The sequence below is a fragment of the Nonomuraea sp. NBC_00507 genome (genome assembly GCF_036013525.1).
In the GTDB taxonomy this organism is placed as follows: Bacteria; Actinomycetota; Actinomycetes; order Streptosporangiales; family Streptosporangiaceae; genus Nonomuraea.
Map to the genome: position 1 here is coordinate 5,165,963 of NZ_CP107853.1, position 14,521 is coordinate 5,180,483.

At 71.4% G+C, this 14,521-nt stretch carries 13 protein-coding genes; 7 read left to right on the plus strand and 6 right to left on the minus strand.

The features are described from left to right. Window positions 1-118 precede the first annotated feature (118 nt). Window positions 119-1,165, plus strand: a complete 1,047-nt coding sequence (locus OHA25_RS25185) for a LacI family DNA-binding transcriptional regulator (protein ID WP_327589964.1) — start codon at window positions 119-121, stop codon at window positions 1,163-1,165. A 171-nt stretch (window positions 1,166-1,336) separates the two neighbouring features. Here the strand turns inward: OHA25_RS25185 and OHA25_RS25190 are convergent, their stop codons facing one another. Continuing rightward, entirely contained in the window at window positions 1,337-1,579 is a 243-nt protein-coding gene (locus OHA25_RS25190; RefSeq protein WP_327589965.1) for a hypothetical protein, read from the minus strand. Between OHA25_RS25190 and OHA25_RS25195 the strand changes: the two genes are divergently transcribed. The 5 genes from OHA25_RS25195 to OHA25_RS25215 all read left to right on the plus strand — a co-directional run bounded on the left by OHA25_RS25195 (window position 1,554) and on the right by OHA25_RS25215 (window position 7,640). Continuing rightward, window positions 1,554-3,641: a beta-galactosidase gene (locus tag OHA25_RS25195; RefSeq protein ID WP_327589966.1), complete on the plus strand. Its 2,088-nt coding sequence runs from the start codon at window positions 1,554-1,556 to the stop codon at window positions 3,639-3,641. The genes OHA25_RS25190 and OHA25_RS25195 overlap by 26 nt on opposite strands. Window positions 3,642-3,868: 227 nt before the next feature. After that, a complete protein-coding gene (locus OHA25_RS25200) occupies window positions 3,869-6,328 on the plus strand; it encodes a sensor histidine kinase (protein ID WP_327589967.1) in 2,460 nt (819 codons plus the stop codon). Continuing rightward, window positions 6,309-6,734 (plus strand): roadblock/LC7 domain-containing protein, encoded by a 426-nt coding sequence (locus tag OHA25_RS25205; protein WP_305915280.1) that lies wholly within the window; start codon window positions 6,309-6,311, stop codon window positions 6,732-6,734. The genes OHA25_RS25200 and OHA25_RS25205 overlap by 20 nt, the downstream gene beginning before the upstream one ends. Further along, on the plus strand, window positions 6,731-7,078 hold the full coding sequence (locus tag OHA25_RS25210; RefSeq protein ID WP_327589968.1) for a DUF742 domain-containing protein: 348 nt from the start codon (window positions 6,731-6,733) through the stop codon (window positions 7,076-7,078). Before OHA25_RS25205 ends, OHA25_RS25210 begins: the two co-directional genes overlap by 4 nt. After that, entirely contained in the window at window positions 7,059-7,640 is a 582-nt protein-coding gene (locus OHA25_RS25215) for a GTP-binding protein (RefSeq protein WP_327589969.1), read from the plus strand. The genes OHA25_RS25210 and OHA25_RS25215 overlap by 20 nt, the downstream gene beginning before the upstream one ends. An 18-nt stretch (window positions 7,641-7,658) precedes the next feature. Here OHA25_RS25215 and OHA25_RS25220 read toward each other — a convergent pair whose 3' ends face one another. The 4 genes from OHA25_RS25220 to OHA25_RS25235 are packed head-to-tail and all read right to left on the minus strand — an operon-like array spanning window position 7,659 to window position 11,812. Further along, window positions 7,659-9,302, minus strand: a complete 1,644-nt coding sequence (locus OHA25_RS25220; protein WP_327589970.1) for a thiamine pyrophosphate-binding protein — start codon at window positions 9,300-9,302, stop codon at window positions 7,659-7,661. Window positions 9,303-9,315: 13 nt separating this feature from the next. Beyond that, complete coding sequence (locus OHA25_RS25225; protein WP_327589971.1) at window positions 9,316-10,086, minus strand: amino acid ABC transporter ATP-binding protein; 771 nt, start codon at window positions 10,084-10,086, stop codon at window positions 9,316-9,318. Then, window positions 10,083-10,922 (minus strand): amino acid ABC transporter permease, encoded by an 840-nt coding sequence (locus OHA25_RS25230; protein WP_327589972.1) that lies wholly within the window; start codon window positions 10,920-10,922, stop codon window positions 10,083-10,085. Before OHA25_RS25230 ends, OHA25_RS25225 begins: the two co-directional genes overlap by 4 nt. Beyond that, window positions 10,919-11,812, minus strand: coding sequence for an ABC transporter substrate-binding protein (locus OHA25_RS25235; protein ID WP_327589973.1), 894 nt, complete (start codon window positions 11,810-11,812; stop codon window positions 10,919-10,921). Before OHA25_RS25235 ends, OHA25_RS25230 begins: the two co-directional genes overlap by 4 nt. A 104-nt stretch (window positions 11,813-11,916) precedes the next feature. Here OHA25_RS25235 and OHA25_RS25240 point away from each other — a divergent pair, with 104 nt between their 5' ends. Next, window positions 11,917-13,371 carry a PucR family transcriptional regulator gene (locus OHA25_RS25240; RefSeq protein WP_327589974.1) on the plus strand — a complete coding sequence of 485 codons (1,455 nt, stop codon included), beginning with the start codon at window positions 11,917-11,919 and terminating at the stop codon, window positions 13,369-13,371. On the opposite strand, the gene OHA25_RS25245 is transcribed toward OHA25_RS25240, so the two are convergent. After that, on the minus strand, window positions 13,361-14,488 hold the full coding sequence (locus tag OHA25_RS25245; RefSeq protein ID WP_327589975.1) for an acyltransferase family protein: 1,128 nt from the start codon (window positions 14,486-14,488) through the stop codon (window positions 13,361-13,363). The two genes, OHA25_RS25240 and OHA25_RS25245, sit on opposite strands and share 11 nt — an antisense overlap. Between the last annotated feature and the right edge of the window lie 33 nt (window positions 14,489-14,521).

Here is a 14,521-nt window from a genome sequence, read left to right on the forward strand (position 1 = left end):
GTAACCGTCAGTTAACACAACTGCCTATTTTCGCCACATTTGTTGCCGACCGAAGCGGTCGTTGACGGACCGGCCATGTTTGCGTAAACATCATGCGAGACTTCGTACGGAGGTGTGAGTGGACGGCGCCACCCAGGAAACGGCGGCAGGACGACGCACGCGCAGGCGGCCGTCCATGGCCGATGTCGCCGCGATGGCCGGGGTCTCCAGCCAGACGGTCTCCCGGGTGGCCAACAACCGCACCAACGTGGAGGACGAGACCCGCCAGCGGGTCCTGTCCGCCATGCGGGTGCTCGGCTACCGGCCCAACACGGCCGCGCGTGCCCTGGTCACCGGCCAGTTCCGCACCTTGGGGCTGATCAGCTTCGGGCTCGGCAGCTTCGGCAACGCACGCACGGTCGACTCCATCACGCGCGCGGCGCAGCGGGCCGGCTACACCGTGAACATGATCGCCATCGAGTCGCAGACCGAGCAGGCCGTGCACGAGGCGTTCGACCAGCTCACGATGCAGGCGGTCGACGGCATCGTGCTCATCGAGGCGCAGATCCTCGACACGCCGGCGCTGCGCCTGCCGCCGGGCGTGCCGGTCGTGATGGCCGACGGCGACGTCAGCCACCGCCATCCCATGGTCGACACCGACCAGGCGCTCGGCGCCCGGCTCATCACCCGTCACCTGCTCGACCTCGGCCACGAGACGGTCTGGCACGTCGCCGGGCCCGAGGACTCCTACGCCGCGCGGCGGCGGGCCGAGTCGTGGCACGCGACGCTCAAGGAGGCGGGCGCCGCGGTCCCGCAGCTGCTGTACGGGGACTGGAGCGCGGGCAGCGGCTACGAGGCCGGCCGCGTCCTGGCCCGGCGGCCCGGCGTCACGGCCGTCTTCGCCGCCAACGACCAGATGGCGCTCGGCGTGATGCGCGCGATGGTCCAGGCGGGCCGGCGCGTCCCCGAGGACGTCAGCATCGCCGGGTTCGACGACCTCGACGAGTCGGCTTACCTGTCCCCGCCGCTCACCACCGTCCGCCAGGACTTCGACGTGGTGGCGGATCGGATCGTGTCGCTCATGATCGACCAGATCGAGGGCGGCACGGTCCCGTCCGCGACCGCTTTCGTCGGCCCCGAGCTGATCGTGAGGGAGAGCACCGCCGCGCCGCCGCCATCGGCCTGATCCCGCCGCCTCACCCCGCCCACCCGCCCGTCCACTACGCCCACCATCCAACAGCCCGCACCGGCTCCACGGGCCGCGACGAAGAAAGACGACCCGTCTGCCCGACGGGGCACCGACGAAGAACACGACCTGTCGGCCCGTCCGGCCGGGCCGACGAAGAAAGGCGACCTGTCAGCCCGACGGGGCGCCGACGAAGAAGAGGACCTGTCGGCCCGACCGGGCGCCGACCAGGAAGAAGACCTGTCGGCCCGACCGGGCCGCGGTGACGAAGATGACCTGTCGGTCCACCGGGCCGCGACGAAGAAAACGATCCCGGCGGCCCCACCGGGCCGCGACGAAGAGAAGGGAGGAGCGGCGGACCTCGCCCGTCGAGGCCGCCGCGCCGACGATGAACGCCGTACCTGACGATGTCACGCCGGTCTCCGGCACCGCCGGAGCCCCGTCCTCGGGCGAGCGGCTCTGGCGCCGGCTGGGCGGCGTGGCCTTCGGCGGCGACTACAACCCCGAGCAGTGGCCGGCCGAGACGAGGGCAGAGGACCTGCGGCTCATGGCCGAGGCCCGGGTGAACCTCGTCACCGTCGGCGTGTTCGGCTGGGCCCGCGTGGAGCCGGCACGCGGAGCGTACGACTTCTCCTTCTTCGACCAGGTCCTGGATGACCAGCACGCGCACGGGATCACCGCCGACCTGGCCACCATGACCGCTTCGCCGCCGCCGTGGCTCGTCCACGAGCATCCTGAGATTCTGCCGGTCACCGCGGACGGCACCGTGCTGGGTCCGGGCGGGCGCCAGCACTTCTGCCCGTCCAGCCCCGTCTACCGGGAACGGGCCGCGCTGCTGGTGGAGCGGCTGGCCGCCCACTACCGGGGCCATCCGGCCCTCGGGCTGTGGCACGTCGGCAACGAGTACGGCTGTCACATCCCCGCCTGCTACTGCGAGGTGTCGGCTGACGACTTCCGCCGCTGGCTGCGGGAGCGGTACGGCGACGACGTCGAGGCGCTGAACGACGCCTGGTCGACGGACTTCTGGTCGCAGCGTTACGCGTCCTTCGACCACATCCGCCCGCCCAGGGTGGCTCCGACCTACCCCAATCCGGCCCAGCAACTCGACTACCTGCGCTTCAGTAACGAGGCGTTGCGCGCCTGTTTCGACCTGGAGGCCGGCATCCTGCGGCGGGTCACCCCCGAGGTGCCGATCACCACGAACTTCCTGATGGGGCTGAAGGCCGTGGACGTCTTCGACTGGGCGCCGAGGCTGGATGTCGTGGCGGTCGACTCCTACCCCGACCCCCACGACGAGCGGCCGCATCTGTTCCCCGGCCTGGTCTACGACACGATGCGCGGCGCCGGAGGAGGGCGGCCCTGGATCCTGATGGAGCAGGCGCCGAGCGCGGTGAACTGGCGGGCCAGGAACGCGATCAAGCAGCCGGGCCAGATGCGGCTGTGGAGCTGGCAGGCCATCGCGCACGGCGCCGACGCGATCCTCTACTTCCAGTGGCGGCAGTCACGCGGCGGCGCCGAGAAGTTCCACTCGGGCATGGTGCCGCACGCGGGGCCCGACAGCCGGGTCCACCGCGAGATCGCCGCGCTCGGTAAGGAGCTGGCCTCGGTGCCCGACCTGGTCGGCACGCGGGTCCGCAACCGGGTGGCGATCCTGCTCGACTGGAACAGCTGGTGGGCTCTGGAGCTCGACTCCCACCCCTCGGACGGCGTGCGCCAGGAGGAGCGCCTGCTCGACCACTACGGCCCCCTGTTCGACCTCGGCGTGGGCGTGGACGTGGTGCCGCCCTCGGCCGACCTGGCCGGCTACGCGCTCGTCGTTGTGCCGAACCTGTACCTCTTGTCGAGCGAGGACGCGCAGCGGGTCTCGGCGTACGTCTCCGGCGGCGGCGCGCTGGTCGTCTCCTTCTTCAGCGGGATCGTCGACGAGCACGACCGGGTCCACCTGGGCGGTTATCCGGCGCCACTGCGTGAGGTCCTCGGGGTGCGGGTCGAGGAGTTCTGCCCGGCGGCCGAGCGCGAGACGTTCCCCGTCCGCGGCTACGGGGCGCTCGCGCACCTCGAAGGTGTCGCCGACCTGTGGCGCGAGGATCTCCGGCTGGCCGGCGCCGAGCTGGAGATCGCCTTCGACTCTCCGGACTGGGCCGGCCGCCCGGCGGCGACCCGGCACGAGTTCGGCCAGGGGACGGCACGCTACCTCTCGACCCGGCTCGACCCCGCCACCATGCGGGCGGTGCTCGGTCGGGCGCTCGCCGAAGCGGGAGTGACTCCCGTCGTCGAGGGCCTGCCTGCCGGGGTGCAGGCGAGCGTCCGCGAAGGCGCCGGGCGCAGCTTCCTGATCTTGCTGAATCACACCGGCGACAAACACGACATCACCCTCCCCGGTGGGTGGACCGCCGCACTCGACTCATCCGGGGAAGAGGGCGGCGTCGTCACCCTGCCCCCGTCTGGCGTCACTGTGCTCCGGCGAGTCCAATAAGCATCACTCTGCGTGAGATCTCCGTCGTAACGGTCACGAACCGTGCGCTGACAAAGAGTCAGCACGACTTTCGGGACAATTGTTCGCATCCGTACCTTGAAGTCCATGTGCCCCATGGGCATAGTGGACCAACCACAGGCGTCCCAGTCGTGGCAGGCACTCTCGGGGGGGTACCGGCCCGCGACTGCCCAGAGGCGCACCACCCCGTGCGGAATTGGACAAAATGGATGAGCTCGCCCCCGACGATCCGTACCAAGCTGCTCAGGATCCTCCTGCTCCCGCTGGTATCCATGGTCGCTCTGTGGGGATTCATCGCCTACTCCAGTGTGGCGGAGATCGTCACGGTCTCCCAGGCGCAGGACCGCTGGGAGGAGATCGGGTCGCCGGTGCTGCAGCTGATCGTCGAACTGCAGCGGGAGCGGCAACTGTCCGCCGAGGCGGCGGGTGACACCGCGGCGTCCGTTCCTCTGGCCCACCAGCGGCGGGTCACCGATGCCAAGGCCGAGCAGCTGCGCCAGGTCATCGGATCCGTTGACGTGACCTCGGACGGCGCGGAGACGCCCGCCCAGGTGCGGGCGTTGTTGCAGGCGCTCGACGGGTTACGGTCGCTGCGTGAGTCCGCCGACGGGGGCGTGCTGGCTCCGCCACTGGCGATCACCGACGCTTACAACAAACTGATCGACGTCGCCAACAAGCAGTTCAGCGACCGCGACGCGCTGAGCGACGTCTCGTCCTTCCGCTCGGTGCGCGGGATGGCCGCCTACAGCGCCGCTGGGGAGTATCTGGGCCGGGAGCACGCGGTGCTCACCAGCACGATGGTGGTGCGCAGGATGACGCCCACCGACCGTGCCGCGTTCGTCGCCGCGTTCACCAGCCGCCGGATCGTCTTCGCCAACGCCGAGCGCGACGTCGACGCCGATATGCAGGTGAGGCTCAACAAGCTGGTCGAGAGCGCCGCGTACAAGCGGCTGCTGGACATCGAGGACGAGCTGTTCACGTGGGACACGAGCGGCGGCGCGCCACCTGTCGACCCCGTCGAGTGGAAGAGCGACGCCGACTCCATGCTCGGCGCGATGTACCTCGACACGCGGCATGAGCTCAACCATGTCCAGGCCCAGGCGGCGGAGCAGAAGACCGGGGCGTACTGGCGGATCGGGCTGGTCCTGGTCCTCGGCCTCGCGGCGGTGCTCGCGTCGGTGGCGCTGTCGTACCGGTTCGGCCGCTCGCTGATCGACGAGCTCAAGAGACTGCAGGCGGCGGCGGCCGAGATGGCCGAGCAGCGGCTGCCCCGGCTGGTCGAGCGGCTGCGCCGCGGCGACGACGTGGACCCGGCCACCGAAGCCCCCGTCCTCGACCCGGCCGGCACCGCCGAGGTCGATCGCCTGGTGCACGCCTTCTCCGAGGTGCGCCGGACCGCGGTCGAGGCCGCGGTGGGGCAGGCGAGCCTGCGCAAGGGTGTCGGCCAGGTCTTCCTCAACCTGGCCCGGCGTAACCAGGCGCTGCTCCACCGCCAGCTCGCCCTGCTCGACACCATGGAGCGGCGGGCCGACGAGCCCGAGGTCCTGGAGGACCTGTTCAAGCTCGACCACCTGACCACCCGCATGCGGCGGCACGCGGAGAACCTGATCATCCTGTCCGACTCCGCCCCGGCGCGCCGCTGGCGTGACCCGGTGTCGCTGTTCGACGTCGTCCGCGCGGCGGTGCTGGAGGTCGAGGACTACACCCGCGTCACCGTCACGCCGATGCCGAACGCCCCGCTGCTGGTCGGTGCCGCGGTCACCGACGTGATCCACCTGATCGCCGAGCTGGTGGAGAACGCCACCGTCTTCTCCCCGCCCGACACGAGCGTGCAGATCCGCAGCATGACGGCGGCCAACGGCTTCGCGCTCGAGGTGGAGGATCGTGGTCTGGGGCTGAGCCAGGCCACCCTCGACGAGATCAACGCCCGGCTGGCCCAGCCGCCGGAGTTCGACCTGGCCGACAGCGACCGGCTCGGGTTGTTCGTGGTGTCCAGGCTGGCCGCGCGGCTCGGCATCAAGATCATGCTGCGGCGCTCGCCGTACGACGGGACCACCGCGATCGTACTGCTGCCCTCCGCATTGCTCGCCGGCGCCGACGCCCCGGCCGTCACAGCGCCGCAGCGCTCGCCGCGACCGGCCGACCACGCCGCCCGCCAGGGCCGGCCGGTCGGAGCTCGGCGGGCGCTCGGCGCGGCGCAGCCCGGCCTGGACGAGGGTACGCCGGACACGCCCGAGGTCGCGACCTGGTTCGAGGCGAACCCCGCGCCGAGGCCGCGCCAGGCGAACGGCATCGGGCCGGTGAACGGGCCGGCACCGGGCAACGGGTCCACCGCCGAGCCGGACGCCGGGCCCGTGCTGAGGCAGGCGCACGGCGCCGCCAAGCCCCCCGCGCCGGACGTCGAGTGGAGCGTCACGGTGCCGCCCCAGGAGACGACCGAGGACCTCGACGGGCTGCCGATGCGGATCCCGCAGACCAGCATGGCTCCCCAACTGCGTGCCACCAGGCGCGTGGAGCCGCGCGCGGTCTCGGTGCGCTCGCCGGAGGAGCACGCACAGCTCATGTCGTCCATGCAACGCGGCTGGCAGCAGGGCCGCCACCAAGCGGAGCAGGGACAAGACGTGTGGAATCGAAAGGACGACCATCCCGATGCCCGACCCCAGAAGTGAACTGAGCTGGCTGCTCGACGACCTCACCCAGCGCGTCCCCGGCATCCGGCACGCCATCGTGCTGTCCGCCGACGGGCTGGCCATGGGCGGCTCCCGGGAGCTCACCCGGGAGGACGCCGAGCACCTGTCCGCCATCTCCGCCGGCAGCCACAGCCTCGCCATGGGCGCGGGACGGCACTTCGGCATGGGCGGTGTACGGCAGACGATCATCGAGCTGGAAGGCGGCTTCCTGTTCGTCACCGCGGCGGGCCAGGGCGCCCGGCTGGCCGTGCTCGCCTCGGGCGACGCCGAGCTGGGCATGGTCACGTACGAGATGGCGCTCATGGTCAAGCGGGTGGGCGAGCACCTCACCGCGCAGCCGAGGGGGGCGGCACCGGCACCCGCCTGGAACGGCGCGAGAGCGTGACAGGGGAGGATCCCGGGCCGCTGATCCGGCTGTTCGGGCTGACCGGGGGCAGGGCGCGCCCACAGGGCGAGACGTTCGACCTGGTCGCCATCGTCACGACGGTCGGCGGCTCGTACGTGTCGGAGCTGATCCCGGAGCATCGCGCCGTGCTGTCGTTGTGCCGCCGGCCCACGCCGGTGGCCGATGTCGCGGCGCACCTCAGGCTGCCCCTCAACATCACCCGGGTGATCCTGGGCGACCTGCGACGCGAGGGCTTTGTCACCATCGAGCGCCCGCGCCCGGTGGCGCAGACGATCGACGAACGCATCTACAGGGAAGTGCTGCATGGACTACGCAGCCTCTGAGCCGGGGACGACCGCGGTCGCCTCGGCCTTGGCCATCAAGATCCTCATCGCGGGTGGCTTCGGCGTCGGCAAGACGACCATGGTGGGCACGATCAGCGAGATCCGGCCGCTGCACACCGAGGAGCTGCTGAGCGAGCGAGGCGTCGGGGTGGACGACACCTCGGGCGTGGAGGCCAAGACCACGACCACGGTGGCGCTGGATTTCGGCCGCATCACGATCCGCGAGGGGCTGTGGCTGTACCTGTTCGGCACGCCCGGGCAGGACCGGTTCTGGTTCATGTGGGATGAGCTGGCCGTCGGCGCGCTGGGCGCGGTCGTGCTCGCCGACACCCGCCGCCTGGAGGACTGCTTCCCCGCGGTGGACTACTTCGAGCAGCGCGGCCTTCCGTTCGTGGTCGCCGTGAACTGCTTCGACGGCGCCCGCCGCCACGACACGGCGAAGGTACGGCGGGCGCTCTCACTGCACGAGATCATCCCCATCGTGCTGTGCGACGTGCGCGATCGCGAGTCGGTCAAGCGGGTGCTCACCACGCTGGTCACGTACGCGGTGGAAGGCCCATGACCGTGCGGGCGGTTCGCATCATCCCAGGTGCGTCGGGGCGAACATGCGCAGGGTCGCGGGCAGGACGATGACGCTCGGTCCCGGCGTTCGCAGCGCCCGCGCGAGGTCGCCTTCCAGGTCTGCCGGGGTGGTGCGGCAGGCGGGCACGCCGAAGGCGGCCGCGAGCGCGACGAAGTCCGGCCTGGCCAGCTCGGTCGCCGTGGCGACGCCGAACGCGCCGGTCATGTACTCGCGCAGGATGCCGTAGCCGCCGTCGTCCACGATCAACCAGGTCACGTCGAGGTCATGCTGGCGGAGCGTGGCCAGCTCGGCCAGGCCGTACATCGCGCCGCCGTCACCGCTGACCGCGAGCACCGGCCCGCCGGTGGCGGCGGCCGCGCCGAGCGCCGCGGGAAGCGCGTAGCCGAGCCCGCCCGCGCCCTGCGCCGACTCCATCGGCCGCGGCCAGGCGGACCAGGCCCAGTACGCGAGGATCGTCATGTCCCAGAAGCTCAGCGCCTCCGCCGGCAGCGCACGGTCCACGGCCGCGAGCAGTGCGCGCTCGACCGCGAGGTCTTGTGCGTCCAGGCGCTCGGCGACGCGCGCGAGCACGTCACGCACCGCATCCCGGGCCGCCGGCCCACGGCCGGGGTTCGACGCCGCACCCTTGACGGCCGGCGCCAGCGCCTCCAAAGCCAGGCGAGCGTCCGCGTGGACGGCCAGCGCCGGATGGTTGGATTCCAGCTTGCCGAGGTCGGCCTCGATCTGGATGACGCGGCCGTGTGGCCGCATCGTGTGGTAATTGCTGGACAGTTCCCCCAGGCCCGAGCCGACGACCAGCAGCACGTCGGCGTCCTCCAGGAACGCCGTCAGATGCCGGTCCTCCAGCCACGACCGCAGCGACAGCGGATGATCCCAGGGGAAGGCGCCCTTCGCGCCGAACGTGGTGGCGACCGGTGCATTCAGCTCCTCGGCCAGCTCCAGCAGAGCCGCCTGAGCGCCGGCGCGGACCACGCCACCGCCGGCCAGGATCACCGGGGCGCTCGCCTGGGCCAGCAGGTCCGCCGCCGCGGTGACGAGCTCGGCCCGCGGGGTGAGCGGCCTCGGCGCCACCCGGAGCTCGGCGACCATGGGAAGGTCGGTCGCGCCGAGCAGCACGTCCTGCGGGATCTCCACCCAGACCGGGCCGGCGGGTGCGGTGAGCGCGGCTTCCCACGCCTGCGCCAGCGCCGGCACGATCTGACCGGCTGTCCGCACCACGTGGACCGACTTCACCACGTCACGGAAGGACGCGGCCTGGTCGGGCAGCTCGTGCAGGTAGCCCTTGCGCCCGCCGCCCAGCCCGTCCGCCGGGATCTGGCTGCTGACGCCCAGGACGGGGACGCTCGCCGTACGGGACTCCATGAGCGCGGGCAGCGTGCCCAGCGCGCCCGGACCGGTGGACACCAGGAACGGCGTGACCGAGCCGGTCGCACGGGCGTGACCATCGGCGGCCAGCGCGACGCTCAGCTCTGTCCGGCACCCCACGTACCGCAGGGGTGCTCGGCGTAGTGCGTCGAACAGGCCGAGCGCGTGCTGCCCCGGCTCGCCGAAGACCGTGGTGGCGCCGAGCGCGGCGAGCGACTCGACGACCAGGTCGCCGCCCGTCCGCACGGGTTTCGGCGCGGAATCGACGGATCCCATGAGGTCCTTTCGCCTAAAGGACCTTGGCCAGGAAGGCCTGGGTCCTGTGGTGCCGGGGATTGGTGATCAGCTCGCCGGCCGGTCCCGCCTCGACGATCATCCCGTCGTCCATGAAGACCACGTGGTCGGCCACCTCGCGGGCGAATCCGATCTCGTGCGTCACCACGACCATCGTCATTCCCGCGCCGGCCAGGTCCTTCATCACGTCGAGGACCTCGCCGACGAGCTCGGGGTCGAGCGCGCTGGTCGGCTCGTCGAACAACATCAGCTTGGGCTGCATGGCGAGGGCCCTGGCGATCGCGACCCGCTGCTGCTGACCGCCGGAGAGCTGGGCGGGGTAGTGGCCGGCCCGCTCCTCCATGCCGACCCGCCGCAGCAGGTCGAGCGCCGCCTGCCGGACGGCCTCGCGGGGCCGGCCGAGCACGTGCAACGGCGCCTCCATGACGTTCTCCAGCGCCGTGCGGTGCGGGAAGAGGTTGAAGCTCTGGAACACCATGCCGATGTCACGCCGCTGGTCGGCCACCTCGCGCGGGCGCATCTCGTACTTCTTGCCGCCGGAGCGGCGGTAGCCGACCAGGTGGCCGTCGACCCAGATCTCACCGCCGTCGAGCCGTTCGAGGTGATTCACGCACCGCAGGAACGTCGACTTGCCCGAGCCCGACGGGCCGAGCAGGCACACCACCTGGCCGGGGTGCACCGTCAGGTCGATGCCCTTGAGCACCTCGACCTTCCCGAAGCTCTTGCGTACGGCCCGCGCGACGAGCAGCGGCGTCACGTCACTCATGCGTGCCCTCCGAGTCGCCGTTCGAGCCTGGACTGGGCGAAGGTCAGCAGCGTGGTCAGCGCGAGATACCAGAGGCTGGCGACGATCAGCAGCGGGATCTGCTGGAAGTTGCGGCCGTAGATCAGCTGCGCGCTGGTCAGCAGGTCCGGCAGGCCGATGACCAGCACCAGGGAGGTGAGCTTGAGCATCGAGATCGTTTCGTTCGCGGTCGGAGGCACGATCACCCGGGCCGCCTGGGGCAGGATGACCCGCCGGTAGACCAGCGCGGGCCGCATGCCGAGCGCCTCGGCCGCCTCCCGCTGCCCTCGGTCCACGGAGCCGATGCCCGCCCTGACGATCTCGGCCATGTACGCGGCCTCGTTGAGCCCGAGGCCGAGAATGGCCGCGGTGAACGGGGTGATCAGCGTGTTGACCGGCGCGGAGAAGAACTCGGGCCCGAAGGGGATCCCCACGCTGATCCGCGGCATCACCGCGCCGAGGAAGAACCAGAACAGCAGCTGGACCAGGATCGGCGTGCCACGGAAGAGCCACACGTACGCGGCGGACACCCAGCGCAGCAGCGGGTTCTCCGAGAGCCGCATGATCGCCAGAGCCGTGCCGAGCACCACGCCCGCCAGCATGGCGAGCACCGTCAGCTCGATCGTGAGCAGCAGCCCGCGCATGATCGACAGCTCGAAGAGGTAGCCCGCCACCAGGTCGAGCCGCAGGGCCGGGGTGGTCACCACGAAGCTGACTGCCATCGCGGCCAGCACCGCGAGCACCGCCGCGGCCACCCACCTGCCGGTGCGCCGCAGCGGCACGATCGGCTCGGCCGCGTGCTCCTCGACGCTCGTCATGAGCCCGCGTTGATCGCGGCGTCCTTGAACGCCTGCGCCTGCAGGTTCCACTTGGCCAGCAGCTGGTCGTAGGTGCCGTTCGCGATGACCTTCTTCAGCGCGGCCTGAACGGCGTCCCGCAGCTGCGGCTTGCTCTTGGGGATGGGGATGCCGACGGGCAGCGGGTCGATCGCGCTCACGGCGACCTCGAACTGCTGCGGCGCCTGCTTCACGCTGTAGGCCAGGGTCAGGTCCAGCGCGGCGACCATGTCGGCCCGCTTGGACTGCAGGGCCTGCACGGCGCTGGCCTGGTCGGGGAAGGGCACCTTCTCCACGGCCGGCTTGCCGGCGTCGGCGCACTTCTTCGTGACGTCGTCCACGAGCAGGTCGCCGGTCGCGGCCTTCTCGACGGCGACCTTCTTGCCGCACATGTCGAGGACCTCCTTGACGCCCTGCGGGTTGCCCTTGGGCACCATGAGCGCCGAGCCGGACTTGAGGTAGTCGACGAAGTCCACCTGCTGCTGGCGCTCCTTCTTGTCCAGCATGCTCGTCAGGCCCAGGTCGTAGCGGCCGGCGTTGAGCCCGCCGATGATGCCGTCGAAGTTGACGTTCTCGAAGGCGAACTCCACGCCCAGCACCTCGCCGAGGGCCTTGCCCAGGTCGGCGTCGAACCCGAGCACGGTCTTGTTGTCGGTGTCGAAGAACTCCATCGGCGGGAAGGAGACACCGGAGGCCACACGCACCTTGCCGGCCTGCTGGACGTCCGCCGGGAGCAGCTTGGCGATCGCCTCGTCCTTCGCGCCCGCCGAGATCTGGGTCGTGGGGGCGGCCGTGGTCTCCTCGGGCGCGGCGCAGCCGGCGAGAGCCAGGCCGGCGAGGCCGGCGAGGGTGATGGCAAGTGCTCTTCTCATGTGGTGCCCGTGCCTTCCCATACAGGTGGATGGCATTGAGTGTGGGGGCCGTACCGCGGACCTTCAATCGGGGCAGACCTGAAGACGCGCCATATCCTTTGTGGGTGACCACAAAAGTGTCGGTGGAGGACCTACTGCGCTCTCCCGCTCTCCAGCTGCGGCTGCTTGCCGGCGAGGCGGGACTGGGGCGGTCGGTGTCGTGGGCGCACGTCAGCGAGCTCGACGACCCCACGCCCTGGCTGCTCGGCGCGGAGGTCATCATGACGGCGGGGATCGCGATCCCGCGCCAGGCCGCCAAACAGCGCGCCTATCTGGAGCGGCTCGACGACGCGGGCGTGTCCGCGCTCGCCCTGTCGGCGCAGCTGCACGTACCGCCGCTGCACGATACCTTCTTCCAGGCCGCCGAGGAGCGGGGGATGCCCGTGCTCGAGGTGCCGCTGGCGGTGCCGTTCATCGCGATCGCCCAGGAGGTGGCCGCGGCCGTCCAGGAGGACGCCAGTCAACGCCTCGGCGCACAGCTCCAGGTGTTCGGCGCGCTGCGCTGGCTGGCGGCCGAGAATCTCGGCACCGCGACCTTGTTCAAACGTCTCGAGCGGCTGTCCGGCTATGAGGTCTACCTGTGCACCCCGCAGGGGCGGCCGTTGTTGCCGGGAGTGCCGGTGCCCGATCTGGCCGTGCTCCCGTCCCAGCCGGAAGCGCCGCCCACCATTCCCGGCGGCTTCGTCCTGCCCGTGCCGGCGCCGGGCGGGCCCGCGGGCTTTCTCGTCGCCTTCGAACGCCAGGGCGCCAGGCCGGCGGGGCTTGCCGTGGTGCAGCACATCGCCACCGTGGCCGCCCTGCAGGTGGCCATGACCCGCCACGAGCGTGAGACGCTGCGCCGCCAGGGCGCGGAAACCCTGTCCGAGCTGCTCCAGGACGTCCTCGATCCGGCCACGGCGCGGCGCCGGCTGGTCAGGATGGGGCTGCCCGTGGACGCCGAGCTGGCCCTCCTCGTGATCAGGAACGTGCCCGATGAGGCCATTCACCGCGCGCTCGACGATCAGCCGCACCTCATGCTCCGCAGGGGCGACGACCGCTACGTGCTCGGCTCACCCGCCCTCGAGGCTGCCGTCGCGGCGCTGCCCGACGTGGCGGCGGGCATGAGCAGGCCGTTCCCACCGGGGGAGTCCCTGCAGGTCCCCAAGCGGGAGGCGGTGTGGGCGGCGTCCTCGGCGTCGGAGTCGGGGCGCGCCCTGGTGCACTACGGTGACGACACCACCGGCAGGTGGCTGCCCGACGATCCGTGGGCGCTCACCGCGCTGGTCGAGAACGTGCTCGGCAAGGTGCTCGCCTACGACTCCGCGCACGGCTCGCAGCTGCTGACGTCCGTGCGGACCTGGATGGAGCGTGACCGGCGCACCGAGGACGCCGCGGCCGCGCTGCACATTCATCCCAACACGCTGGCGTACCGGCTGCGCAGGTTCGCCGAGCTGACGGGCCGCGACCTGTCGTCCACCGCGGCGTTCGCCGAGGTGTGGCTGGCGTTGCGAGCCGGGCGCCAGCTCGGTCTCATGGACTGAGGTCCCGTTCGCGGCGGATCAGGCGTTTGCCGAGGCGCTGGGCCGGCGCCTCGATCAGGTGGTACGAGGCGACGCTGAGCGGGAGGAGGACCACGAAGTACAGCACCAGGTCCGGCAGCACGTGCAGCAGGAGCGGGTGCAGCAGGTAGAGGGAGAAGCTGATCACGCCCAGCTGCGGCAACCAGCGCGGGACCAGCCTCCGGCGCAGCGCGTACGCCAAGGCGAAGACGCCGAACGCCAGCAGGACACCCGGCGCCCAGGCGGGATCGTCCTTGGCGGGCAGCGCGCATCCCAGCACCGCCACCACTGCGACGCCGGCCGCACGCCAGGAGATCGTCCCCTGCTCGGCGCGGTAGACGGCCGTCCCCGCGAACATCGTCGCCAGGATGATCATGCCCTGCCAGGTGCCGGCCCGGCTGCCCAGGACCACGAGCGCCAGCCCCAGGAGACCGCCCGCGACCGCCGCCGCCGTACGGACCCTGCCGTGTCCCAGCACGGTCACCGCGATGGCCGCGACGACCGCCAGGCCGAGCGACGCGGCAGCCAGGTCGGCCCGGCCGCCGATGCTCGCCCGGGGGAGCAGCAGGCCCATGGGCACGGCGGTCAAGGCCAGGGCGACGGCGATCCCCGCCGACCGGTGTGCCTGCCTGACGGTGAACAGCGCGACGCTCATCAGGTAGAACGCCATCTCGTACGACAGCGTCCACGTCACGCTGATGACGGCGGGCAGATTGAGCAGTTCCTGCAGCATCGTCAGGTTGCCGAGCACGACCAGGGGCGGCGGGCGCTCGCCGAGCCCGGGGTGAAGAGGCAGCACGCCGGCCAGGGCGAGCAGGAGCGCCAGGCAGCAGGCGGCGAGCAGGAGGGGGAGGAGGCGGAAGGCCCGGCCGGTCCAGAAGGCACGCAGGTCGCCGCGCCGCTCCAGGGAGGCGGGGATGATGTAGCCGCTGACGAGGAAGAACACGAACACGCCCCACGTGCCCAGATCGATGCGCCGGTCCACCTCCGCCCAGAGGCCCGGGACGAAGGTCCAGCCGGCGTGGTGCATCGTGACGGCCAGCGCGGCCGGTCCCCGCAGGGCGTCCAGCCAGGCCAGCCGGGCGGGGGCCGCGAACATCTGCGGGAGTCTAGACCATCAGCGCTCGCACCC

What these genes read in the sequence shown, in the direction of transcription:
- OHA25_RS25225 (WP_327589971.1), bottom strand. Translation starts at nt 10,086, where the DNA reads ATGAGTGACGTGACGCCGCTGCTCGTCGCGCGGGCCGTACGCAAGAGC.
- OHA25_RS25235 (WP_327589973.1), bottom strand. Translation starts at nt 11,812, where the DNA reads ATGAGAAGAGCACTTGCCATCACCCTCGCCGGCCTCGCCGGCCTGGCT.
- OHA25_RS25200 (WP_327589967.1), top strand. Translation starts at nt 3,869, where the DNA reads ATGAGCTCGCCCCCGACGATCCGTACCAAGCTGCTCAGGATCCTCCTG.
- OHA25_RS25215 (WP_327589969.1), top strand. Translation starts at nt 7,059, where the DNA reads ATGGACTACGCAGCCTCTGAGCCGGGGACGACCGCGGTCGCCTCGGCC.
- OHA25_RS25245 (WP_327589975.1), bottom strand. Translation starts at nt 14,488, where the DNA reads ATGTTCGCGGCCCCCGCCCGGCTGGCCTGGCTGGACGCCCTGCGGGGA.
- OHA25_RS25230 (WP_327589972.1), bottom strand. Translation starts at nt 10,922, where the DNA reads ATGACGAGCGTCGAGGAGCACGCGGCCGAGCCGATCGTGCCGCTGCGG.
- OHA25_RS25205 (WP_305915280.1), top strand. Translation starts at nt 6,309, where the DNA reads ATGCCCGACCCCAGAAGTGAACTGAGCTGGCTGCTCGACGACCTCACC.
- OHA25_RS25195 (WP_327589966.1), top strand. Translation starts at nt 1,554, where the DNA reads ATGAACGCCGTACCTGACGATGTCACGCCGGTCTCCGGCACCGCCGGA.
- OHA25_RS25220 (WP_327589970.1), bottom strand. Translation starts at nt 9,302, where the DNA reads ATGGGATCCGTCGATTCCGCGCCGAAACCCGTGCGGACGGGCGGCGAC.